This window comes from Shewanella glacialipiscicola, from assembly GCF_023283485.1.
Taxonomy (GTDB): Bacteria; Pseudomonadota; Gammaproteobacteria; order Enterobacterales; family Shewanellaceae; genus Shewanella; species Shewanella glacialipiscicola.
On sequence record NZ_JAKILU010000003.1, the window covers coordinates 143,859 to 166,445 of the forward strand.

The 22,587-nt window shown below is 44.7% G+C and carries 20 protein-coding genes and 1 pseudogene; 13 read left to right on the forward strand and 8 right to left on the reverse strand.

Going from position 1 to position 22,587, the window contains the following annotated elements; translation table 11 throughout:
- Positions 1-59 precede the first annotated feature (59 nt).
- Positions 60-935 (reverse strand): 1,4-dihydroxy-2-naphthoate polyprenyltransferase, encoded by an 876-nt coding sequence (locus tag L2717_RS03670; RefSeq protein ID WP_220772783.1) that lies wholly within the window; start codon positions 933-935, stop codon positions 60-62.
- A gap of 350 nt (positions 936-1,285) precedes the next feature.
- Between L2717_RS03670 and L2717_RS03675 the strand changes: the two genes are divergently transcribed.
- The 3 genes from L2717_RS03675 (at position 1,286) to L2717_RS03685 (ending at position 3,586) form a co-directional block, all read left to right on the forward strand.
- Entirely contained in the window at positions 1,286-2,224 is a 939-nt protein-coding gene (locus L2717_RS03675; RefSeq protein ID WP_220772784.1) for an SDR family NAD(P)-dependent oxidoreductase, read from the forward strand.
- Between the two features lie 92 nt (positions 2,225-2,316).
- On the forward strand, positions 2,317-3,183 hold the full coding sequence (gene tesB / locus L2717_RS03680) for an acyl-CoA thioesterase II (protein ID WP_220772785.1): 867 nt from the start codon (positions 2,317-2,319) through the stop codon (positions 3,181-3,183).
- A 1-nt stretch (position 3,184) separates the two neighbouring features.
- Positions 3,185-3,586: a YbaY family lipoprotein gene (locus L2717_RS03685; protein ID WP_220772786.1), complete on the forward strand. Its 402-nt coding sequence runs from the start codon at positions 3,185-3,187 to the stop codon at positions 3,584-3,586.
- A 90-nt stretch (positions 3,587-3,676) separates the two neighbouring features.
- Here L2717_RS03685 and L2717_RS03690 read toward each other — a convergent pair whose 3' ends face one another.
- Positions 3,677-4,414, reverse strand: a complete 738-nt coding sequence (locus L2717_RS03690; protein WP_220772787.1) for a YciK family oxidoreductase — start codon at positions 4,412-4,414, stop codon at positions 3,677-3,679.
- A gap of 262 nt (positions 4,415-4,676) precedes the next feature.
- On the opposite strand from L2717_RS03690, the gene L2717_RS03695 reads away from it, so the two are divergent.
- The 3 genes and pseudogenes from L2717_RS03695 (at position 4,677) to L2717_RS18180 (ending at position 8,894) form a co-directional block, all read left to right on the forward strand.
- Positions 4,677-7,160, forward strand: a complete 2,484-nt coding sequence (locus L2717_RS03695) for a VolA/Pla-1 family phospholipase (protein ID WP_220772788.1) — start codon at positions 4,677-4,679, stop codon at positions 7,158-7,160.
- Between the two features lie 108 nt (positions 7,161-7,268).
- Complete coding sequence (gene sohB / locus L2717_RS03700; RefSeq protein WP_220772789.1) at positions 7,269-8,285, forward strand: protease SohB; 1,017 nt, start codon at positions 7,269-7,271, stop codon at positions 8,283-8,285.
- A gap of 429 nt (positions 8,286-8,714) precedes the next feature.
- Positions 8,715-8,894: pseudogene (locus tag L2717_RS18180) on the forward strand (hypothetical protein).
- Here the strand turns inward: L2717_RS18180 and L2717_RS03710 are convergent.
- Positions 8,863-9,411 (reverse strand): DUF1415 domain-containing protein, encoded by a 549-nt coding sequence (locus L2717_RS03710; RefSeq protein WP_220772790.1) that lies wholly within the window; start codon positions 9,409-9,411, stop codon positions 8,863-8,865. The pseudogene L2717_RS18180 and the gene L2717_RS03710 overlap by 32 nt on opposite strands.
- A 26-nt stretch (positions 9,412-9,437) precedes the next feature.
- Positions 9,438-10,031, reverse strand: coding sequence for a LysE family translocator (locus L2717_RS03715; protein WP_220772791.1), 594 nt, complete (start codon positions 10,029-10,031; stop codon positions 9,438-9,440).
- 360 nt (positions 10,032-10,391) lie between these two features.
- Between L2717_RS03715 and L2717_RS03720 the strand changes: the two genes are divergently transcribed.
- Positions 10,392-11,003 carry a DUF4136 domain-containing protein gene (locus tag L2717_RS03720; RefSeq protein WP_220772792.1) on the forward strand — a complete coding sequence of 204 codons (612 nt, stop codon included), beginning with the start codon at positions 10,392-10,394 and terminating at the stop codon, positions 11,001-11,003.
- 219 nt (positions 11,004-11,222) lie between these two features.
- On the opposite strand, the gene L2717_RS03725 is transcribed toward L2717_RS03720, so the two are convergent.
- Positions 11,223-12,044 (reverse strand): DUF2797 domain-containing protein, encoded by an 822-nt coding sequence (locus tag L2717_RS03725; protein WP_220772793.1) that lies wholly within the window; start codon positions 12,042-12,044, stop codon positions 11,223-11,225.
- 189 nt (positions 12,045-12,233) lie between these two features.
- Between L2717_RS03725 and L2717_RS03730 the strand changes: the two genes are divergently transcribed.
- Positions 12,234-12,446 (forward strand): hypothetical protein, encoded by a 213-nt coding sequence (locus L2717_RS03730; RefSeq protein ID WP_246611725.1) that lies wholly within the window; start codon positions 12,234-12,236, stop codon positions 12,444-12,446.
- A gap of 180 nt (positions 12,447-12,626) precedes the next feature.
- Here L2717_RS03730 and L2717_RS03735 read toward each other — a convergent pair whose 3' ends face one another.
- On the reverse strand, positions 12,627-13,127 hold the full coding sequence (locus tag L2717_RS03735; protein WP_220772794.1) for a glycine cleavage system transcriptional repressor: 501 nt from the start codon (positions 13,125-13,127) through the stop codon (positions 12,627-12,629).
- Positions 13,128-13,325: 198 nt separating this feature from the next.
- On the opposite strand from L2717_RS03735, the gene L2717_RS03740 reads away from it, so the two are divergent.
- From L2717_RS03740 to phoU, 4 genes are all read left to right on the forward strand, one after another.
- Positions 13,326-15,584 carry an ABC transporter permease subunit gene (locus tag L2717_RS03740; RefSeq protein ID WP_220772795.1) on the forward strand — a complete coding sequence of 753 codons (2,259 nt, stop codon included), beginning with the start codon at positions 13,326-13,328 and terminating at the stop codon, positions 15,582-15,584.
- A gap of 59 nt (positions 15,585-15,643) precedes the next feature.
- The gene (pstA, locus tag L2717_RS03745) at positions 15,644-17,302 is read left to right on the forward strand and encodes a phosphate ABC transporter permease PstA (protein WP_220772796.1); all 1,659 of its coding nucleotides are present in this window, start codon (positions 15,644-15,646) and stop codon (positions 17,300-17,302) included.
- A gap of 33 nt (positions 17,303-17,335) precedes the next feature.
- Positions 17,336-18,154, forward strand: coding sequence for a phosphate ABC transporter ATP-binding protein PstB (gene pstB / locus L2717_RS03750; RefSeq protein ID WP_220772797.1), 819 nt, complete (start codon positions 17,336-17,338; stop codon positions 18,152-18,154).
- Positions 18,155-18,240: 86 nt separating this feature from the next.
- Positions 18,241-18,951: a phosphate signaling complex protein PhoU gene (gene phoU / locus L2717_RS03755; protein ID WP_220772798.1), complete on the forward strand. Its 711-nt coding sequence runs from the start codon at positions 18,241-18,243 to the stop codon at positions 18,949-18,951.
- Positions 18,952-19,098: 147 nt separating this feature from the next.
- On the opposite strand, the gene L2717_RS03760 is transcribed toward phoU, so the two are convergent.
- Complete coding sequence (locus L2717_RS03760; RefSeq protein WP_220772799.1) at positions 19,099-19,953, reverse strand: universal stress protein; 855 nt, start codon at positions 19,951-19,953, stop codon at positions 19,099-19,101.
- 32 nt (positions 19,954-19,985) lie between these two features.
- Positions 19,986-21,470 (reverse strand): SulP family inorganic anion transporter, encoded by a 1,485-nt coding sequence (locus L2717_RS03765; RefSeq protein ID WP_220772800.1) that lies wholly within the window; start codon positions 21,468-21,470, stop codon positions 19,986-19,988.
- 498 nt (positions 21,471-21,968) lie between these two features.
- On the opposite strand from L2717_RS03765, the gene L2717_RS03770 reads away from it, so the two are divergent.
- Positions 21,969-22,553: a DUF502 domain-containing protein gene (locus L2717_RS03770; RefSeq protein ID WP_220772801.1), complete on the forward strand. Its 585-nt coding sequence runs from the start codon at positions 21,969-21,971 to the stop codon at positions 22,551-22,553.
- Positions 22,554-22,587 lie beyond the last annotated feature (34 nt).

Below are 22,587 nucleotides of genomic sequence, written 5' to 3' on the forward strand. Positions count from 1 at the left end.
TTTTTTGTATTCAGGATTAAGCTTGGGCGTCTTATAGCATTAGCATAGCGGCTTTACTCTTATGCGGTAAACACTAGACCTACGCTAAACAAAGTACTAAAAATCATGGTTAATTTAGCTGTGCGGCCGAGTAATGGATTTAAAGCTTCGCCGGATACAGCATAAAAATCACTACTAAGTTTACGGGCGATAAGCAGTGATAAGCCCGCGAGCAATACGGGGAGTCCCGGTAAAATGCCGAGTAGGAAGCCTGCGATAACGAGACCAAAGGGCAGATAAATCAGTGCTTGATATAGCACTTTTGATTGCGCTTCGCCGATACGTACAGCCAGAGTATGTTTGCCGGCTTGGGTGTCGGTACGAATATCGCGGGTGTTGTTGACCAGCATGATAGCCGCATTGAATAGCCCAATAGCACAACCTAATAACCACGCATTGATTGTGGTATCACCCGCTTGTAGATAGTAACTACCGACAACGGCCACTAATCCAAAAAAGATAAAGGCTGCGACTTCGCCCAGGCCATGGGAGGCGAGTGGATAGGGGCCACCACTGTAACCCAGCGCACCTAAAATAGCGGCAGCGGCGAGAATGGCGATAGGCCAGCCGCCATGCCAAATTAAATAAGAACCCACCGCAAGCGCCATTAACAGGCATAAGATCATCGCATTACGGACGCTAGAGGGTGAAAGCAACCCACTTTGAGTCACGCGAATGGGGCCTAAGCGTTCGGCGGTATCAATGCCATTTTTAAAATCAAAATAGTCGTTAGCGAGATTGACTGCAATCTGTAATAAAACAGCGCAAAGCATAGAGGTTGCAGCAATTAACCAGCTGTAACTCTCAAGATGCAGGGCAAGAATATTGCCGATGAGTAAAGGACCTATGGCTGCGGGGAGCGTACGAGGTCTTATGGCTAAAATCCAAGGATTCATAGTGTCCAGTCGTTATGGGTAAATGGGAATGGGTTCAAGCTAGGGCTCTATTAATGCATAGCATAACAAGATTTAACTCGAAAGTGAGCACTATCTAATAAACGCATGTAACAGAGTTTGAATTAGCGCACATATGTTCACTGATGTGGTCGAAGATTTGCCGCCAAGCTCAAAGAAAAGCATAAAAGTCTATGTTCCTATAGTTGATGTTAATGGCGGCTCGTATTGTTGATTACTTCAATGTATGGCTTGAGGCCATATGAGGCGATTGATGTTCATTACGGTCGCACTTTATGCGTTATTTTGGCGAAGCTTTGCTGCCATTACTTCACCAGTAAGGACACATTGGGATGCGTTTCGATAATAAAGTGGCATTAGTCACTGGGGCGGCAGCAGGGCTTGGACGTGCCTATGCGATTATGTTGGCCGAGAGGGGGGCTAAAGTCGTACTTGTCGATCAGTTGCTATCTTGCAAGGAGTCTGTGCTTATTAACGGCGAACAGGCCGCTCAGACAAATCAGGCGTTAATACAAACTTACGACAGTATTATTAATCTCGGTGGCGATTGTATTTACTTTATGCTTGATGTGAGCCACAGGGATGAGGTTAATCGAATGGTCGAGGAGGTGATCCTCCGTTGGCGTCGTATTGATATTTTGATTAATAACGCGGGAGTTTACGGCGCTTGTCCGTTCGAGCACATTAAGCTTGAGCAGTGGCAACGGCAATTGGATGTCGATCTCAATGGTTGCTTTTATCTGACTCAAGCCGTATGGCCCTATATGCAGCAACAAAATTTTGGTCGAGTGATGATGACCACTGGCACTTCGGCTTTGTTTGGTGATTTGCATCAAGTAGGATTCAGTGCGAGTAAGATGGCGCTGGTGGGTATGGTGAATTGCCTATCATTAGAAGGTGATGCGTATAATATTCACGTTAATAGTCTATGTCCCCATGCTGTTACTGCGATGACAGAGCATCATTTAGCCAGTGTGATTCAGCCGCTATTTTCTTTTGAGTCATTAACGGCGACTACCGCATTTTTAGTGAGCGAACAAGCGCCTAACGGTCAACATTTACTTGCCGGAGCTGGCAGTGTTAGCCATGGTATGTTTGTCGAGTTTGAGCCGATGTATTTTAATGAAGATCTGTTGACGCCTAATAACCTGTTACAACATTGGCGACAGTTATACCGCTCTTTCCCTGTAACTTTACATCCCTGTGGTGAAGATAAGGTACTGTCTTGGTCTATTTTAAGTGCCCTAGAACATCATATTAAAATTGATTGATCACATTGCGAATAATCGACACAAGGCTAGTCAGCTAAAGGCCAACTGAGTTACCCTTTAGCATTAATGGCTAATTGTGCAATAGGATCCCCATGAGTCAGGTATTAGACGATCTTTTATCATTACTTTCCCTTGAACAAATTGAAATCGGTCTGTTCCGTGGTCAAAGTCAAGATCTGGGATTTGGACATGTATTTGGTGGCCAAGTGATGGGACAAGCATTGAGTGCTGCGAAACAAACTGTCCCCGCCGAGCGCAAAGTTCACTCATTACATTCTTATTTTTTACGGGCAGGTGACGAGAAGTTACCCATTGTCTATGAAGTGGAAAACATGCGTGATGGTGGCAGTTTTAGCGCCCGCCGTGTTAGTGCTATCCAAAAAGGCCGGCCGATATTCCATATGACCTGTTCTTTCCAAGAACCAGAGGAAGGGTTTAGCCACCAAGCGACGATGCCGCAAGTGGTTGGCCCCGAAGGTTTATTGAACCAACAAGAATTAGCGATGACGTTGCGGGACAAAGTACCGACAAGGATGCTCGAAAAATTTATGGCTGATGCGCCAATCGAGATGAGGCTCGTCAATCCATTACACCCGTTTGCTCCTAATGAAACCCAGCCCTATCGTTATGTTTGGTTAAGAGCTAATGGCCCCATGCCAAATGATGCGCATATTCATGAGTATTTACTCGCATATGCATCCGACTTTAACTTTTTGGTGACGGCAGCTCAGCCCCATGGCGTGTCATTTTTGACGCCTGGCGTAAGAATGGCAACGATAGATCATGCTATGTGGTTTCATCGACCCATCAATATGGGCGAATGGCTGCTGTACAGTATTGATAGCCCCAATGCCAGTGGTGGCCGAGGTTATGTTAGAGGACAATTTTTCAATCAACAGGGTGAATTAGTTGCTTCAGCTACGCAAGAAGGGCTGATCCGTAGGGTAAAAGGAAATTAAAATGTATCTTAAAATTAAGACGTTAATTGTATTCTCTCTAATGGCATTGTTGCTTAATGGCTGCGTGACGGTACAACCCGAGCAGCCTGTTATCATCAATGGCGCCGCGGGTTATTTAGAACAGCTCCCGTTACCACAAGGTTGTCAAATTACGATTGCTATCATAGATTTGAATACGCCGGGTGTTATTGTTGCGCAAAAAACCTTTAACATTGCCAGGGCGCCTGTGCCATTTAAATTTACGTTACCCGCTAAATCAATCGACAAAAATATTCAATATGGCGTAGTGGCGATGATCAAGTATCAAGATCAAGTGATTTTCCAAACCTATGACAGATTTCCTGTGATAAATAATGATAAATTCACCACTGAAGTATTAATGAAGGCAGTTATGGCGAAGTAACTATGGCTGTAACCTAGTCTGGCTGGATTTTGATTAATAAAAAGCCCTTTCAATGTTCGGTTGAAAGGGCTTTTTTGTGCGTAACGAAATTTATTGAGCGTTAAACTGTTGACCGTTCACAGCGCTTGAATCTGGACCCATTAAGTATAAATAGGTCGGCATAATTTCCTCTGAGGTTTTAAGATCCAATGGATTTTCAGCAGGATAGGCTTTAGCGCGCATTTCAGTGCGAGTCGCGCCAGGATTGATACTATTGACACGGATTGACGTGCCATCACATTCATGGGCGAGAACTTGCATCATGCCTTCGGTGGCAAATTTAGAGAAGGCATAAGGCCCCCAATAGGCACGACCTTGGCGACCGACACTGCTTGAGGTAAAAATAATCGAGGCGCTTGGTGCTTGGCGCATCACAGGCAATAATGCTTTTGTTAGCATGACTTGCGCGATGACGTTTACTTTCAGTACATCTTCGAGTGATGGAATATCTATGTGTTCAAACGGACCTAAGGCGCCAAGCAAACTCGCGTTATGTAATAAGCCGTCTAAAGAGTCAAATTGTTCAGCGATGGTATCAGCCATATCACGATAATGTTGTTCGGTCGCGCCCTTAAGATCTAATGGGACGATTGCAGGCTTGGGATAACCTGCTTGTTCTATTTCATCGTAAACCGCCTCTAGTTTTTTCACTGTTTTACCCAGTAAAATCACCGTAGCGCCGTGCTTTGCAAACTCGATGGCTGCTGTGCGACCAATACCAGCCCCAGCCCCAGTTACTAAAATTGTTTTGCCTTTGAGTAAATCTTTTACAGCTTGATATTCCAACATGAGTCTTTTTTCCTCTTGGCGGGAATGCCCGCCACTTCTAGAGTCGCCGAAGTGATAAACGCATGTTTCAAACAAATGAATGAAACTTTGTTATTAATAGCGATGACGTTTGTGACAAACTTGTAGCTAACTCAATGTTTTTACGTTAACTTGAAATGAGTTAGGGGCTAACATAAGCCCTATTTAGTCACAGAGCTGGAAGCTATTGTGACTAATTTATTGGGGAAAACAAAACTATTACAACAAGATTTGGGGAAAAAAGATGAAAAGACTCATTTTGGGTGTTGCGATTGCATCTGCGCTAGGACTCACTGGATGTGGTGAGGACAGCTATAACGAACTCAAGGATAAGACAGAAGCACTCGTCCCTGAATCACACATGGTGTTCGACCCTGCTAATGCTAAAGTGCCATTGCCGAACGATTTGCTCTTCAGTGGTACTACTGACGGGACCTTATCCATTCCCGGTGAAAACTCGGGCAATTATGTAGACCCACAAATAGCGCTTGGGGCGTTAGATGGTTGGTCGACAACATCACCCATTTCTATTGATATCGATTTAGCGAAAAAGAATGATGGCACACCACTAACGTTAGTGGCTGCATCAGTTGCACAACCGGGCGCGGTAAGAGTGTTTGAGGCGACGGTTGGCGGTCCATTGTCTTCTGATCCCGAATGTACGGCCAAGCCGTCGGTGTCAGCGTGTAAAGTGGGCGCTGAATTGCAGTTTGGCGTTGATTTTGTTTCTACTGCATCGGGTAAAAAAGTGGTGATTGTGCCTCTTAAGCCACTTAAAGCTGGGCAGTCTTATATTTATGCGACAACAAATCTTATTCAAGATTCTGAAGGTCGCGGTATTGCGCCATCAACAACCTATGGTTTGTTGAAGATGGATATTGATACGTTACCGTTAGAAACGCCAGACCAGCTCATGCTGCAAACCTTAATCAATAGCTATGAAAAAGGGATCGCAGCGGCTCACAATGTTGATCCATCAACGATTAGTTACTCTGGTTTATTTACGACACAGTCAATCGCGAATGTGTATGAAACCACTAAACTGCTGATGGCGAGGGGCGCCCCCTATGCACCAAGCTTTGCTCAAACGCCAACGCCAGCGGGTTATACCGTTGCACAAGCCGCGGGTTTAACTCCTGCTGCAGGAAAAGCCTATGTAGTGGCAAGCTTAGCGGATGTGTATACCGCAAAAATTAAACTGCCTATTTACGGTGACTGTTCTTCAGTGAGCTGTTTATCGTCTGCAGGGCAGCCATTAATTAACGGCCGTTGGAAAGCACAAGGTGATAGCCCTGTCTCGGTATTGCTTGCATTACAAGCAGGCAAACTAAGTCAAACTAACTTTGGTATGCAGGCAGTCGCTAATGGTATTGCAAATCCTGCCGATGCTTTAGCGAATCCGTCTTTAATGGCGGGTAAAACCTGGCTATTAGATGATGGTACAGCGGTAGATAAGACCAAGCATCTCACTAAATTTAACCCAATCCCAGCCATCAAGGGTTATGAAACTGTATCTGTACTGATTTCTATGCCAAATGAAGTAAGATTAGCGAACTTTTACCAGCAACAAGGTATTCCTTTTACCCCACCGACCGCGGGCTGGCCAACAACAATCGCACTGCACGGGTTAGGGGGTGGTAAAGAAATGTCATTGGCCTACGCTGGTTCATATGCGGCGATGGGGGTTGCAACGATTGCCATTGATATGCCGCTCCATGGAGCGCGTTCATTCGATGCTAACGGCGATGGTATCTATGAAGTCTCGGCAACCGATCCTTCTTTCGGTGCTGTTGTCGGTACACCGGATGCCTTTAAAAATGGCAATCCATTAGTGTTTGTGAACATATCAAGCACCTTGTCGGTGCGTGATAATTTCCGTCAAGCAACGATGGACCATTTAGGTGTGCGTCTTGCGCTGACCGGTTTAGCGCAGGGCTTAGCAAAAGCAGGTCAGCCACAAGTATTTGATGTGTCTAAAATCAGTGCACAAGGCCTTAGCTTAGGCGCTATCGTCGGTACTGATTTTGCGACCTATGCCAGTACAGGCATGAAAGATCCTGCAACGGGAAGTGCATTACCTAACCCTTATGCTATCAATGCGGTATCGCTAGTGGCACCAGCAGGTGGCTTAGCGGGTTCATTTGCGGGTTCAGCAACCTTTGGCCCTGTGTTGTTTAGCAATATCTCCGCATCGCCAACTTTCCAAGCGTTGGTCAATGCAGCTAACACGGCAGGTTATGAGCTGGGTAGTCCTGAATATGCGGCATTAGTACAAGCCGTATATGCGCAGTTTATTCCGACGTTTGCCTTTGCAGTACAAACGGCCGTGGATTCGGCGGATCCTGTAAACCATGCAGTAATGTTAAAAGCAACGGGTTTACCGGTGCACTTAATTGAAATCGCAGGCGATGGTAACGGTAACTTACCTGATCAAGTGTTACCGAACCGTGTGGATAACTTCCCTCTTTCGGGCACAGAGCCACTGATTGCTGCTATTGGATTACCTTGCGTTGATAGCACAGAAAAAGGCCCAGGCGCAGTGCGCTTCGCTAAAGGTCACCATAGCTCGATTGTGAGTCCAGGTGAAACGGACGCTACTGACGGTATGGCCGCCGCAGCAACTGTTGAAATGCAGACTCAAGTGGCAACCTATGCTGCCACTGCAGGTAAAAATGATGCGACGATTTTAGTGACAAACAGTGAAGTCATTGCGACTTGTCCTAACTAATCTTGCTTTAATCTGAAAAACCCAGCAAATGCTGGGTTTTTTTATGGGCCTTTAGGCTGTTAGAATAGCGCGTAATTGATTGAGTGAAGTACCCTAACGGAGAGCGCTTTGGAATTTTTATACGAGTATGGAATGTTTTTGGCGAAAGCTGCCACGATAGTTGTCGCAATTGTTGCTGTTATTATTGTGGTGTTGGCTTCCACTGTTAAGCATAAGTCAGATAAGGGCGAGCTAAGGATCACTAATCTGTCTGAAGAGTTAGAAGAACTGAAGCATGGCTTAAAAGAAGAACTCCTTTCAAAGAAACAATTCAAAGCCTATGAAAAGCAATTAAAGGCTGAAGAAAAGGCGAAAGACAAAGCTGCTGATGATGCCAGCACGGGCAAAGTGTTTGTCATCGATTTCAAAGGTAGTATCGATGCCGCTGAAGTTGCGTCACTGCGTGAAGAAATCAGTGCCATTTTGGCTATCGCCGACAAAGGCGATGAGGTGGTTGTTAATGTTGAAAGTGGCGGCGGTATGGTACATGGCTATGGTCTAGCCTCTAGCCAACTCGATCGTTTACGCCAAGCAAATATCCCGCTAACGGTGTGCGTTGATAAAGTGGCCGCCAGTGGGGGTTATATGATGGCCTGTGTTGCCAATAAAATTTACGCCGCTCCCTTTGCCATTGTGGGTTCAATTGGTGTTGTGGCTCAATTGCCTAACTTTAGTCGGTTGTTGAAAAAGCATGAAATTGATTATGAGCAGCATACCGCGGGTAACTTCAAACGTACTTTGACTGTGTTTGGTGAAAATACCGATGAAGGAAGACAGAAGTTTCAAGAAGAATTAGAAGAAACCCATGTTTTATTTAAAGAGTTTGTCGGTAAATATCGGCCTGAACTCGATCTAGCAAAAGTTGCTACAGGTGAACATTGGTACGGTCAACAAGCCATTGAATTAGGTTTAGTCGATGCAATTTCTACCAGTGATGATGTGATTATGTCTCTTGCGGGTGAGCGCAATGTGTATAAGATTCGTTATCAAATTAGAAAAAAATTAGCCGATAAAATTGCCCATGGCGCTTCGTTATCTGTGAACGCGATTTTTAATCGTCTTATCGAAAAAAATCGCCCAATGTAATGGGTCAAAGTGTGGATACTTTGATGAGTATTCACACTTTTTTGCGGTAAATATTTATCTACAATCTAGCAAAGTAGTGGACACCTCAACCCTAATAACACTTTTGAATGATTAGGATGTGTTAACTTTTTTAGAGTCAGTTTTTGCATAGATTTGGCTGGATTTTATACAAGGCAAAGTCTGTGTGGTATCGTAAGCTTCCAATAACTTCCATATCCCATGCTCAAACCTCCTGATCCATATGTCTGCGTCAAGTTTTACTAATCCTTTATAATGACTTTATTTTCATCGCTAAGAATGAAATGTAATACCAATCACATTAAATATCTAATCAGTTCAGGGCCTCACAGGCATCTCAATCCAAGGCGCATTGACGCAGAAATGGTTATTCCCTTTTAAGTCAATGCAACACCGGAGTGGGATGCCTGTGTGGCTCCCGAAGGGCGGGTTTCAACGCGCTTTATACTGCGTTCAAAGCTTTAGACAGAGCACCACTATGCCTTCAAGCCTTCGCCTTGTCTAAAGCGCGTTGAACTCCCGCTGAATGAACAGATATTTAATACGATCGGTATAAAAGCTATTTCCCCATACATTCAGCTAACAGCTTGACGAAAAAGTCACTGCCTTTACGTTGGCAAAAGGCGATGTTGCGCTCAGGGATGGTTTCGGGATCTGTGTAGTTGGCTAATGCGAGTTCCATGCTGGCTTCGCGGATGATGTGCAGGGTTGGGTAGGGCGCGCGGTTGGTAAAGTTGGCTGGAGCATCCTGTAGTTCACCATCGAAACAATAATCTGGGTGGAAGGTGGCCAGTTGATAAATACCTTCATAGTCGTTGTCGATAAGCGCATCGGTTGCCATATCGATAAGATCGAGATAGGCGTAAAAACCCTCAAAACCGCGGGGTAGAATAAATAGCGTAGTTTCGGCTTCTGGGTGCGCGTCGAGGAATTGGCATTCTTCAATTAATGCCTTAAGCACGAGTTTAACTTTTGTTTGTTCCACCACCAGATACCGAATAGTGCCGCGCTCGACTTCTCGCCTGGCGAACGGGCAAATATTGTATTTCATGATCACATTTTTTACCCAGTTGTCGGTGTGTGTAATGATCATGTCGATTTCGTTCATGGTTGTGGCTCGTACTGGAGTTAAAATCAGGGGGCGATCATAGGGATGATAGACGCCACAAGCAAGACGGCCATACTGATATTGAAGATTTTTTGCTGCCGAGGATTTTTCAACAGGCGCTTTAGCACCACGCCAAAACCAAGCCAGACGAGCGCACAGGGGAAAGCAATACATAAAAATACTGTGGCGATAGTAATCACTTGTGCTGTTAAATCTTGCTGTACTGATGTAAAGGTCGCTATGGCGCCTACAGCCATAATCCAACCTTTAGGATTAACCCATTGAAATGCTGCGGCTTGAATAAAGCTAAAGGGTTTGGCAATGGTCTTGCCTTCCATTTTGCTACTACTATTGGCAATCAACCACGATAGATATAAAAGGTACGCGATACCAACGACCTTAATGATTTGATGGATAACGGGATAAGTTTGAAATAAGGCGCTTAACCCTAAACCAATCGCGAGGATCATGGTGGGAAACCCAAGGCTTATCCCCATAAGGTGCGGAATACTGCGTTTAACGCCGAAGTTAACCCCAGAGGTCATCAACATAATATTGTTCGGTCCAGGAGTTATCCCAGATGAAAAGGCAAATAGCGCGATAGCGAGTATTAACTCCATAGATAGATCTTATACCTTTAGTGTGTTGTGGTTATCGAATTGGTTATATAGTGGCAATTTGCTCACTTGTTAGTAATCAAGCTGTTATTTATATGGTTAATTTAGCGCAGGCGACGCATTTTAGCGGTTAAAGATTGCAACGCCTATAGGTTATAACGAGTTTATAAGATAAAAATAATAACGAAATATGTTTTCTTGAAACGGTTATTGGCATGAGCATGGTGGTTATTTTTTAGCTATTAAGCACATGCTACGTTAATATCGAAAAAAGATGATTTAACACTATGATGGATATCAACTTTCGAAGTTTAAAATAGTCACTATCCTTACAGCAAATTGGACTAAATGGGGTAAACGAGCATGATAGATAGCCTGTTAAAGAGATATTTACGGATGTTAATTTTGAGCTTTATGGCCATCGCCAGCCTGGCAGGGTGTGTCACAGTAGAAGATAATGCTGCACAACCCTTGAGAACTACCATTGTTATGGCTGGCGATCTCAGTGGATTATCTACTTCGGCAACGACATTTTCTTGGCATCCCGAGTTACATAGAATTATTACCGATAAACGATTGGATCCACAGCAAGTATCACAGCATATGCAAAATGTATTGAAACGGACCTTGCAAGCTAAGGGTTATCGTTTTGTTGAAGATCCACAATTGGCGGATTTTCAGGTGGGATTTGGCGTCGCTATGGGCACTGAAATGAGTGATGCGCAAATTCTCGCAGTAGCAGGCTTGGTCGCGGGGTTGTCAACCGAAGGTGTTAACACCCAAAAATATGATAAAGGTACGGTGTTAATTGCGCTTTTTAAACCTATCGGAGTGCAAGGGGGTAATGATCTCATTTGGCGAGTGCTTGCCCAAGGTTTTGGTAACGTCGAAAAAATAGATGAGTTGACGACAAACTTTGACAGCTTAATCGATTCAATGTTGACTAATCTGCCCTTAGTTAATGTGACGCCTTAATACAGGTAAAAAAGCCTTTCATCATAGCGGTAACCATGTAAATACAAGTGGGGTTTAATTGCGAAGTGTTTGCTATTTTTAGTGATGATTTGAGTCGCAAAGGCATGTTTGAGCAATTGTTATCCTAATAAAAAAGCGCAACAGTGAAAACTGTTGCGCTTTTTATGCTTAATTCTCAAATGCTTATTTTTATACTCTGGGTATTGTTCTACGGAATAATTAGCCGTGTTCAACGCTGACTTCGTAGGATGAAAACTTACGAATATTAATTACGCCCGTATCAAACAGTAAATACTGCCCCTTAATTCCCTGCAAAATGCCGCTTACAATCACTTCTTTATCGAAGTTGTGGGAGATTATTTTCTTCGGAAACGTGTCTATCGGATAATGAATTGGCTGAATCGTTTCATGTAAACGTTCAATACTGTAATCGCCTTTTTGCATACCGATTTCGTGCAACTTAGCCTCAATTAGTGGGATAAGTTCAGCCGCTTTTGCTGTTAAATCAATATCGTCAGCGTGGCCCTTTAACATGGCTTGCCAATGGGTTTTGTCGTTGACCAGTTTTGCCAGTTCCACTTCCACTAAACCAGACAGTTGGCGGGTCGACACTTTAAAAATCGGCAAGCCTTGTGTTGCACCTTGGTCAATCCAGCGTGTTGGTAGCTGATTGTGGCGAGTAATGCCCACTTTGACACCCGAGGTATTGGACAGATAAACATAATGCGGCACAAAACAGTGGCTTTGCGCCCATTCTGGTTCGCGGCAAGTGCCTTGGTCATAATGGCAAGTTTCCGGCTTCATGATGCACATATCGCAACTGGCGAGCTTTTGCATACAAACAAAACAATGGCCTTGCGAGTAACTCTTTTTGCTCTTTTTACCGCAGTTACAGCAAAAAATATTGCCCGTATGAGTCAAGGTTAATTGCTTGCCTATCAATGGATTGAGCGGGAGTAACTCATCACCCACTACGAGCTGGTATTGCACTTGTTGCGCGTCATCTAACAGTGCGCGCATTTTTTTTAGCGTTCCTAACATGGTCATCCTAATGTATTGCGGTCATCGGTGTACTTTATACCAACCACATTAACTATCTAATCAGTTCAGAGCCTCACAGATATTTCAATCCGAGGCGCATTGACGCAGAAATGGTTATTCCCTTTTAAGTCAATGCAACACGGGAGTAGGATGCCTGTGAAGCTCCCAAAGGGCGGCTGATTTAACTGCATAGCAACGCGCTTTATACTGCGTTTAAGGCTTTCGACAGAGCACCACTATGCCTTCAAGCCTTCGCCTTGTCTAAAGCGCGTTGAACTCCCGCTGAATGAACAGATAGTTAATACGATTGGTATTAGTCGCCCATCAAGCGTTTGGGTACAGAGATTATCTTTATCGTCATTGAGTGGCCGTCAGTATACAAGATTATCCAATGCCGTTTAGATAGAAATTCTCGATTGAGAGTGGGAAAGAGAAAAGCTATTGGGAGAGTTAAATAAGAACGCCAGTAGAGTCAGTTTTACCGTTTTACCGTTTCACCGGTCTCGACGGCTTAATGCGAACCGCCGGTATAGGACTGTTCGCAAATTGAACACTGTTTACCTCTTACTATTTGTTTGTATGCTAACGACTTAATCTATCAAGCACTAAATCATCACCAAGATCATAGAGAGATTGCAGCAGTTTATCTTCTTGGGCGGGATCGGTGAGTCCAAGGCCTATGGTTGCTCTAAACAGGGCAATACCAGTGTGGCCTGCGGTTTCATATTGGCTACTAAACTGCTCGATATTAATGCCAAGAGCATTGATTTTATTTGAGATATCAAGCACGAGTCCGGGTCTGTCATAGGCGACCAAATTGTAACTTAAGCGTTTGATAGGCTTAAGGGAAATAGCAGTTTTGGAGTAGGTGAGACTAAGGCTATCGATGCATTCTAACGCTTCAATTAACTCATCTATACGCAGTGAGGGCATTTCGAGCAGTAATATTGCGGCAAAAACCCCGTCAATATGGCGTAATTCTGAGTCGAGCCAATTACCCCCATGGCGGCTTACTGCATGGGCGATTTGTTCTACTAATCCTTTTCTATCAGGTGCTTGTAAGGTGATTAAATATCGTAGCATTATGGTTGGCTCCTATTTTTGCAAAAAGCACCGATTTTTAAATGGGGTGTAACACAACTGTCATCTTTGCGTCATATAATCCAACGCACTTAGAATAAAGGATGTTGTTATTGCTCAGTTTACGTCCAAACAGTGTAAGCATAGCACTTAGCAAATCCTAGCGGAAAACTCGCTAGTTATTAATCATCGAGGTTCTTCATGGAAAGTCAGGTCACTCAACCTGGTTCTTTATCGCACAGTATGCTTAAAGGCGGGCGCTCGAATCGTAGGGCGTTTAAGGATAAAGCGGCACAAATCGGGGTCACTATTGGCGGCACTATGGTGTTTGTCGCCTTATTGTTGATTTTCTTTTATTTGTTATATGTGATTAAACCTATTTTTGATAGTGCCAGTGTCACCCCGGTTAAGAGTGTGAGCTACCAACATGGCGATGTGGCAACCTTAATGGTGGGCGCCGATGAGCAAAATGAAGTGATGTACCGCGTGGCCGTTGATGGCCAAGTAGACTTTTATACCGTTGCTGATGGTAGCCTACTATCTAGCTTTACGCCGCCACTGCCAACGGGCGTAAGTGTAACCAGTGCTGCGATTGCCGCGCCGAGTGAGCAACGTTTCGCGCTGGGCTTAAGTAACGGTCAGGCTTTAGTTGTTGGCCTAGAGTTTGGTTTAAGTTACCCCAATAACCAACGCTTAATTACGCCTAAGTTAGTCTATCCTGCAGGTGAAACTCCCATTACCGTAGATAGCGCGGGGAGTGCGATTCACAAACTAACTTTCACTTATAATTCAGATAAAATGAGCTTTGCTTATCAAGATGATAATGGCGCTTGGCGCCTCGCGCGTTTGGAAGGGCAAGAGAACATGATGACAGAAACCGTGGAATGGGTTTCTACAACGTCACAAATTCAAGATGCACCGAAAAAAGTCTCCCATGAGCTGATGACGCCCGATCAACGTCAATTGATGTTGCAAACGGGCAATAAAATCTTTGTGTATAACATTGCAGAGGCTGACAGTATTGACCTGCTGCAGGTGATTGATGTTGAACGCGCCAAAGCACACGTTAATAACGTGGCTTTACTGGCGGGGGCGAGCTCATTATTGGTCAGTTACGACACGGGTATTGTGACTCAGTACTTCCAAGTTAACGGCCCAAAAGGGCGTTTATATCAAGAAATTCGCCAGTTTGATGACTTACCGCCAATTAACTCCATCGCTTCAGAATTCTATCGTAAAAGTTTTGCGACAGTGAGCCCAGAAGGTGAGCTTACATTGCTCTACACCACCAGTCATCGTGAATTGTTTGACGAAAAATTTGACCTTAAAAATCCGGGTAAAATGGGCTTTACGCCCCGTTCAAACGGCATTGTGGTTGAGGCTGATAAAAAGCTACATATCTTCAGTGTGGAAAATACTCACCCAGAAGTGTCATGGAGCGCGATGTGGGACAAGGTGTGGTATGAGGGTTATCCAGAGCCACAATATGTTTGGCAGTCCACTTCTGGATCTGACGATTTTGAAGCTAAGATGAGCTTAATGCCATTAGCTTACGGCACCATGAAAGCGGCGTTTTATGCCATGTTATTTGCCGTACCGTTAGCCATTGCCGGTGCCATTTACACGGCGTACTTTATGTCGCCCAAGGTACGCGGTTTAGTTAAACCGACCATCGAAATCATGGAGGCCTTGCCGACGGTTATTTTAGGTTTCTTGGCGGGTCTATGGTTAGCGCCGCTAATTGAAGAGCATCTCCCCGGTATTTTGATTTTACTTATCCTGTTACCCACCTCGATTCTTGCCTCTGCCTATGGCTGGAGTCAGTTACCCGCTATTTGGAAGCAACGTTTACCGGAAGTTTACCAAGAGCTGATGTTGATCCCTGTGGTCTGTTTTGTGGGATGGTTCTCTTTTGCCATCAGTCCTGCTATTGAAGTGGCGCTGTTTGATGGTAATACCCGTGAGTTTATTACTAACGAACTGGGCATCACTTTCGATCAACGTAACGCGCTGGTGGTGGGTATTGCCATGGGCTTTGCGGTTATTCCAACCATTTTCTCTATTGCAGAAGATGCCATTTTCTCCGTACCACGCCATTTATCAAACGGCAGCTTAGCTTTAGGTGCTACGCCTTGGCAAACACTGACGCGGGTAGTGCTGTTAACCGCAAGTCCCGGTATTTTCTCGGCAATTATGATGGGCCTTGGCCGCGCAGTAGGTGAAACCATGATTGTATTAATGGCAACCGGTAACACTGCCATTATGGAGTGGAGTGTGTTCGAAGGGATGCGAACCTTAGCGGCAAACATTGCCGTTGAAATGCCTGAGTCGGCTATTGGTAGCTCGCATTATCGTGTGCTGTTCCTCGCGGCGTTTGTGCTATTCATCTTTACCTTCTTCTTTAACACCATTGCAGAAGTAGTGAGACAGCGTCTACGTGAACGCTATAGCTCGCTGTAACGGGGATAAAATAATGATATTAAATACTATTTCGCCAGCGACCTTGAGAGGTTTGTGCAATGGGTAAGTGGGTAAAATCAGGCTCGCCATGGATATGGATGACGGGCGGCGCGGTGAGCATCAGTTTGATTGCCGTATTAGGCTTACTACTGTTAATCGCATGGCGTGGATTAAGTTATTTTTGGCCCGCCACTGTGTACCAGTGGGAACTGGAAGATAATACTGGTGTACGGTCAACCTTAATTGGTGAGATTTATGACCGAGAAGAAGTGCCAACTGAGCGTTTGATTGCCGCGGGCCATGTGTTTAAGCAGTCTCCTGGAGAATTTGTAAGCCGTTATCTTGTTAAAACCGGTAACCGTGAATTTGTAGGCCTAGATTTTCGCTGGATACTGGGTACAGATATTTTAAGTCGCACTACGCCAAGCGATGTCGCCATGATTGAGCGAACCAAAAACGGTAATTTTTACGGTTATCCCGTGGCTGTGATTGAAAACGGTAAACGTCTTGATTTAGTCAACGATGCGATAGAATCATCCTTAATGGATCATATCGAGCGCGCAGTTGCCCTAGCGGACAAAGCGGTCGATTTGCAGAAACAAGACATTGGCTCGATTAACTATGCTATTGAAAAGCTGCGTTTGCAGGAGCGCCGTTACGAGCTAGATGGCGAGCTAACCGACAGTAATAAAGCCGAGCTCGCCGCTAAAAAAGCGCAACTGCAAAAAGATTATCTCGTACTTGAAAAAGCATTATTTGCCCTGCGTGATGATGCGGCGCGAGATTCTGTAATCGTGCGGGATATGCGCGGGAAAGATGTCGAGCTTAAGCTTGATACCGTGCTTGATGTAACCTACGTAAATCACTTAACTTTTATCGATAAAGTCGGTAAATGGTTTGTTGGGATCGGCCGTTTTGTGAGTGACGACCCGCGTGAAGCCAATACCGAGGGCGGCGTATTTCCGGCCATTTTCGGTACTGTATTCATGGTGATGTTAATGGCGGTTATCGTGACGCCATTTGGCGTGGTCGCGGCGGTTTATCTGCATGAATACGCCAAGAAAGGTCCAATTACTAAGATGATCCGCATTGCGGTGATTAACTTAGCGGGCGTGCCCTCGATTGTGTATGGCGTATTTGGTTTAGGGTTCTTCGTCTACGTGATGGGCGGCTCAATCGACCAATTGTTTTTCGCTGAAGCATTGCCATCACCCACCTTTGGCTCGCCCGGAGTGATTTGGTCAGCATTAACCTTAGCGATTTTGACGCTGCCAGTGGTTATCGTGTCGACTGAAGAAGGGTTAAGTCGTATTCCAAGCGCTGTGCGTCAAGGTAGTTTGGCATTGGGGGCAACTAAGGCCGAAACCCTGTGGCGCATCGTGCTGCCAATGGCAAGCCCAGCAATCATGACAGGTTTGATTTTAGCGGTGGCGCGCGCCGCCGGTGAAGTGGCACCACTGATGTTGGTGGGCGTAGTAAAATTAGCGCCAACATTACCATTAGATCTTAACTTTCCGTTTGTGCATTTAGAACGTAAGTTCATGCACTTAGGGTTCCATATTTATGATGTGGGTTTCCAGAGTCCTAACGTTGAAGCGGCGCGTCCTCTGGTGTATGCAACCTCCTTCTTGCTGGTGTCTGTGATTGTGGCACTGAACTTGACGGCCATTAGTGTACGTAACCACTTACGTGAAAAATACCGTTCGCTTGAGCACTAACCAGCGATTATCCTGAAAGTATTAGGACTGAATATGATTTCTATAGATTCGACTGCCCTGAAAGCTAACAACCTTGATTTAGCTAACTTAGCGCCCAACGATACTGCGCTTGAGATCCGTAACTTAGATTTGCGCTATGGTGATAAACAAGCGCTGTTTAATGTATCGATGAAGATCCCCAAGAAGCAAGTCACCGCTTTTATCGGCCCCAGCGGTTGCGGTAAATCAACTTTGCTGCGTTGTATAAACCGTATGAACGACTTAGTTGATAATTGCCATATTGACGGCGAGATTTTGCTGCACGGCCAGAATATTTATGACAAAAAAATCGATGTGGCGGCCCTGCGCCGTAACGTGGGTATGGTGTTCCAGCGCCCGAATCCGTTCCCTAAATCGATTTACGAAAACGTGGTTTATGGTTTGCGTTTACAAGGGTTGAATAACCGCCGTGAACTTGACGAAGCGGCCGAGCGTTCACTGCGCGGCGCAGCAATTTGGGACGAAGTAAAAGACAGATTACATGACAACGCCTTTGGTTTATCGGGCGGCCAACAGCAACGTTTGGTGATTGCCCGCGCGATTGCCATCGAACCTGAGGTGTTATTACTCGATGAGCCGACATCAGCACTGGATCCGATTTCAACCTTGACCATTGAAGAGTTGATTTCTGAGCTTAAAACTAAATATACCGTGGTTATCGTCACGCACAATATGCAACAGGCGGCGCGAGTCTCAGATCAAACCGCTTTTATGTATATGGGTGAATTGGTCGAATACGCAGATACCAATACTATTTTTACTACGCCTAGAAAGCGTAAGACTGAAGATTATATTACTGGGCGCTACGGTTAATTGTCCTAGGCCGTTAACGAATTGCGCTGTAAGCACAGTCTTATTCGCGTGGGTTAACCAACCGTTAAGTAAAAGGTGAGTGTACAATGGAAAACATGAATTTAAGCAAGCATATATCAGGACAATTTACCGCCGAATTGGATGATATTCGTAACCGAGTTTTGGCTATGGGCGGCTTAGTTGAGCGTCAATTAGAACAAGCCATTGATGCTTTAAGTGCTTTAGATGCCGAGCTTGCACAGCAGGTAATAGTGGGCGATCACAAGGTGAATGGCATGGAAGTGTCGATTGACGAAGAGTGCACGCGCATAATTGCTAAGCGCCAACCTGCTGCCAGCGATTTACGTTTAATTATTGCCATCTCAAAAACCATTGCCGATCTTGAGCGCATTGGTGATGCCTGTGTGCGAATAGCGAAAGCCGCATTAGATAAACGTTTGAATAATCAACAACCTTTGTTGGTGAGTGTTGAAAATATGGGCCGCCATGCAACCCGTATGCTACATGCCACCTTAGATGCCTTGGCTCGTATGGATGCCGATGCCGCCTTAGCTTTGCACAAAGAGGATGCTAAGTTAGATCGCGAGTACGAAGGCATTATTCGACAATTAATGACCTATATGATGGAAGATCCGCGCTCAATTCCCGATATATTAGATGTACTGTGGGCGGCGCGCGCGGTAGAACGTGTAGGCGATCGCTGTAAAAATATTTGCGAATATATTATCTATTACGTGAAGGGCAAAGATGTGCGCCACACTTCCTACGAAGAAATGGAAAAGGACATGCAAAGCTAAGATTTATGTTGGCTTACGTGCTTTTTACGGGTATTTAACGCCTATGCGGTTTAGCCGCATAGGCGTTAATGTTATCGGATACTAACGCAATAATAACTAATTCAATCGTAACTCACGCAGTAGTCATTACTAGCGCAGTAGTCACTATTAACGCAATAATAATAATGGAATATGGCTTTTGCTGATCATACGTGTGGTGTTACTACCAACAAAAAACTCACGGATACGTGAATGGCCATAAGCGCCCATAACCATCAAATCAATATGGTTTTCTTGCTGGTAAACCTCAAGGGCGGTTTGTACTTCGCCCTGAAAAACTGCCGTTACAACGTTGAAATCAGCCTCAGTAAGGGATGCAGCAACCGATGCCAGTCCCGCTTCTTCTTGTGATTGATTACTTGATACGATCACTAAATGACATTCCAGCCCTTTAAGCAATGGACTACTTATCACTCGATTAATGACTTTTTTGGCGGTATCACTGCCATCGTAAGCAATCATAAAACGCTTTGGCGCCTCAAACTCAGCCATAACCACTAAAATAGGCTGCTTTAGGGTGCGAATAACACTTTCTAAATGGCTGCCAATGGCTTTTGTCTGTTCTTGATGTTGCTCACCTTGACGGCCAATCACCACCAGTCTGGCGTTTGGCTCTTGTTCTAGCAGCGTTTCAACTAAGTCACCATGGCGCTGCAGTGTTTCAACGGAAACTTTGGGGTACTGCTTAATAATATGCGCGCTGGCATCTTGTAGCATGTATTTACCTTGCTCAAGTGCCAGCTTGCTCCTGCGCTCGTCAAGGTCAACCATTTCGGCCAGTAAATGTTCGCGGGTGCCTAAACCTATGCTGCCAGATAAATTAAATCCCGTAAGGTAGGATGATTTATCTAAAACATGTAATAGGGTTACTGGCGCATCTAATCTTAGCGCTGCCCATGCGCTGGCATCACAGACTGACAGCATTGCTTTTGAACCGTCGATACAGGCAATCACATTTGTCATTATTATTCTCCTTTAACGGCGTTACTACAGACTTAATGGCCAGACATGATTTTTTCAACATCTTCTGGTTTATCGTGTACTCCAAATTTATCCACTATGGTTGCACTGGCTCCGTTAAGGCCAATGACCTCAACTCTGGTTCCTTCACGGCGGAATTTAATCACTACTTTATCCAGTGCCGATACCGCAGTAATATCCCAAAAGTGCGCTTGAGTTAAATCAATGGTTACCTTATCAATAACTTCTCTAAAATCAAATGAGTTACAGAATTTATCTGCTGAGGCAAAAAACACTTGGCCAATAATGTGATAACAACGACTAGCATCAGCTGTTGTACTCTTAACCACCATAAAACGCGCTACTTTATTGGCAAAAAACAGTGAAGCGAGTAACACGCCAACAAAAACACCTATGGCTAAATTATGTGTTGCGACCACTACAATTACCGTGGCTATCATCACAAGGTTGGTCGATATTGGGTGGTGCTTAAGATTACGAATAGAATCCCAAGAGAAAGTGCCGATGGATACCATAATCATCACGGCAACAAGGGCTGCCATCGGGATTAATTTTAACCATTCACCAAGAAATACAATTAACACTAACAAAAATACGCCCGCGGTTAGTGTTGATAATCGTCCGCGACCACCAGATTTTATGTTGATAATAGATTGACCAATCATGGCACAACCGGCCATACCGCCCATTAAACCCGCGCCAATATTAGCGATACCTTGGCCCTTACACTCGCGGTTTTTATCACTTTGAGTATCAGTTAAATCATCGACTATAGTGGCTGTCATCATCGATTCCAGCAAACCGACCACAGCAAGCCCCGCAGAATAAGGGAAAATGATGAGCAGGGTTTCAAGCGTCAATGGCACATCAGGCCAGAGAAATATCGGTAATGTATCGGGTAACTGCCCCATATCGCCAACGGTGCGAATATCTAAACCCATATAGATAGCAAATATCGTTAAGGTAACAATGCAGACTAACGGTGAGGGTAAGGATTTACCAATGACTGGAATTAATGGAAATAAATAGATGATACCCAGACCTGCAGCCGTCATTGCATATACATGCCAAGTCACGTCGATGAGCTCAGGTAATTGAGCCATAAAGATTAAAATTGCTAACGCATTCACAAACCCAGTCACGACAGAACGCGAAACAAAGCGCATCAAATTACCGAGCTTTAAGTAACCCGCAGCAATTTGTAGTACACCAGTCAATAGGGTGGCAGCCAGTAGATATTCAAGCCCATGTTCTTTAACTAAGGTCACCATTAGCAGCGCCATGGCACCCGTTGCTGCTGAAATCATTCCAGGCCGGCCACCTGTAAAGGCTATGACCACCGCAATACAAAAAGAGGCGTACAGGCCAACTTTAGGGTCAACGCCTGCAATAATAGAAAAGGCAATCGCCTCTGGGACTAACGCCAATGCCACCACAATACCGGCTAACAGATCTGCGCGGATATTAGAGAACCATTCTTTTTTTAGGGTTTGTATCATGTTTTTTACTCTATTAAAAATATCGTCATACGCTCCAATAGTCATGATTAACGCGAGACATAAATGTCAGCGTACAGCCGCTCAGATACTTATTCAGCACTTATTTAGCACAATGCAATAAGGGCGACATGGCTATTGGAATAATAGGTTGTAGCAAACAGCTCGCTAGACAGTAGTCACTATGGGCTGAACGCAGTGGACTTAAAAAGAAGGGGTAAACTAATGTGGCTTAACGCCATTGTAAAAAGAACCCTATTAAATACTCAATGAGTAAAATGCTGACGTTAAGTTATACATGCCAACCTAAAGTGGCGGCAAAGAGTACAGTTGTGGGGCGGAAAAGTCAAAATAGCGAACATAAGCGGCGGTGATAAAAAGTGTGCAGGAAGCGTTGAACACATCATGTGCTGGTGCATTGCTGACTCTGTGGTAGCATCTGCCACGCATTTTTGCGTAAATATCTTATGCCTAGTGAACCTGTGATTAAATGAGAGTGTGATGAAGAATACCTTAGCCCGTGGCTTGATGAATTTGTTACCTATGGCCTTGAGTTTGTGGCTGTTTTGGTCGTTATTTGTATCCTTAGATGGCCTAGGGATTGTTATTTTAGAGTTAGTGGGTATTAACCAACATATTGTTGGTACCGGTTTTATCCTTGTTGTGGCATTAGTGTTTGTCGTTGGGCTGTTATTTTCCGTCAGCCCAATTGTATGGATTTATGGTTGGATTGAGCGGCAACTGATGCGCTTTCCACTGTTTAAATCGGTTTACGGCAGTATCCGTGATATTGCTTCGTTAATGAATCGTGATGGCAAACCGACGAGCCAAAAAACAGTGTTAGTGAAACAAGCCAATGGCAGTTTTGTGGTGGGGTTTATCATGACGGATACGCCACCGCAACCACTGCTCGATGCCTTACCTGAAGGAGATTGGGTGCCGGTATTATTCCAGCTCAGCTATCAAATGGCTGGCGTGACAAGTTTAATCAAACGGGACGATTTAATTATGGTCGATTGGTCGTTTGAAGAGGCGATGCGCTTTAATTTAACCGCAGGAATTTCACAAACGCCGACTAATCCTTAGCTTTGTCTAAAGGCGATTTTACGTTATCGGCTTG

What these genes read in the sequence shown, in the direction of transcription:
- L2717_RS03760 (WP_220772799.1), bottom strand. Translation starts at nt 19,953, where the DNA reads ATGACAAATGTGATTGCCTGTATCGACGGTTCAAAAGCAATGCTGTCA.
- phoU (WP_220772798.1), top strand. Translation starts at nt 18,241, where the DNA reads ATGGAAAACATGAATTTAAGCAAGCATATATCAGGACAATTTACCGCC.
- L2717_RS03710 (WP_220772790.1), bottom strand. Translation starts at nt 9,411, where the DNA reads ATGAACGAAATCGACATGATCATTACACACACCGACAACTGGGTAAAA.
- L2717_RS03695 (WP_220772788.1), top strand. Translation starts at nt 4,677, where the DNA reads ATGAAAAGACTCATTTTGGGTGTTGCGATTGCATCTGCGCTAGGACTC.
- L2717_RS03770 (WP_220772801.1), top strand. Translation starts at nt 21,969, where the DNA reads ATGAAGAATACCTTAGCCCGTGGCTTGATGAATTTGTTACCTATGGCC.
- L2717_RS03765 (WP_220772800.1), bottom strand. Translation starts at nt 21,470, where the DNA reads ATGATACAAACCCTAAAAAAAGAATGGTTCTCTAATATCCGCGCAGAT.
- L2717_RS03670 (WP_220772783.1), bottom strand. Translation starts at nt 935, where the DNA reads ATGAATCCTTGGATTTTAGCCATAAGACCTCGTACGCTCCCCGCAGCC.
- L2717_RS03690 (WP_220772787.1), bottom strand. Translation starts at nt 4,414, where the DNA reads ATGTTGGAATATCAAGCTGTAAAAGATTTACTCAAAGGCAAAACAATT.
- pstA (WP_220772796.1), top strand. Translation starts at nt 15,644, where the DNA reads ATGGGTAAGTGGGTAAAATCAGGCTCGCCATGGATATGGATGACGGGC.
- tesB (WP_220772785.1), top strand. Translation starts at nt 2,317, where the DNA reads ATGAGTCAGGTATTAGACGATCTTTTATCATTACTTTCCCTTGAACAA.
- L2717_RS03720 (WP_220772792.1), top strand. Translation starts at nt 10,392, where the DNA reads ATGATAGATAGCCTGTTAAAGAGATATTTACGGATGTTAATTTTGAGC.
- L2717_RS03740 (WP_220772795.1), top strand. Translation starts at nt 13,326, where the DNA reads ATGGAAAGTCAGGTCACTCAACCTGGTTCTTTATCGCACAGTATGCTT.
- L2717_RS03735 (WP_220772794.1), bottom strand. Translation starts at nt 13,127, where the DNA reads ATGCTACGATATTTAATCACCTTACAAGCACCTGATAGAAAAGGATTA.
- pstB (WP_220772797.1), top strand. Translation starts at nt 17,336, where the DNA reads ATGATTTCTATAGATTCGACTGCCCTGAAAGCTAACAACCTTGATTTA.
- L2717_RS03725 (WP_220772793.1), bottom strand. Translation starts at nt 12,044, where the DNA reads ATGTTAGGAACGCTAAAAAAAATGCGCGCACTGTTAGATGACGCGCAA.
- L2717_RS03715 (WP_220772791.1), bottom strand. Translation starts at nt 10,031, where the DNA reads ATGGAGTTAATACTCGCTATCGCGCTATTTGCCTTTTCATCTGGGATA.
- L2717_RS03675 (WP_220772784.1), top strand. Translation starts at nt 1,286, where the DNA reads ATGCGTTTCGATAATAAAGTGGCATTAGTCACTGGGGCGGCAGCAGGG.
- L2717_RS03685 (WP_220772786.1), top strand. Translation starts at nt 3,185, where the DNA reads ATGTATCTTAAAATTAAGACGTTAATTGTATTCTCTCTAATGGCATTG.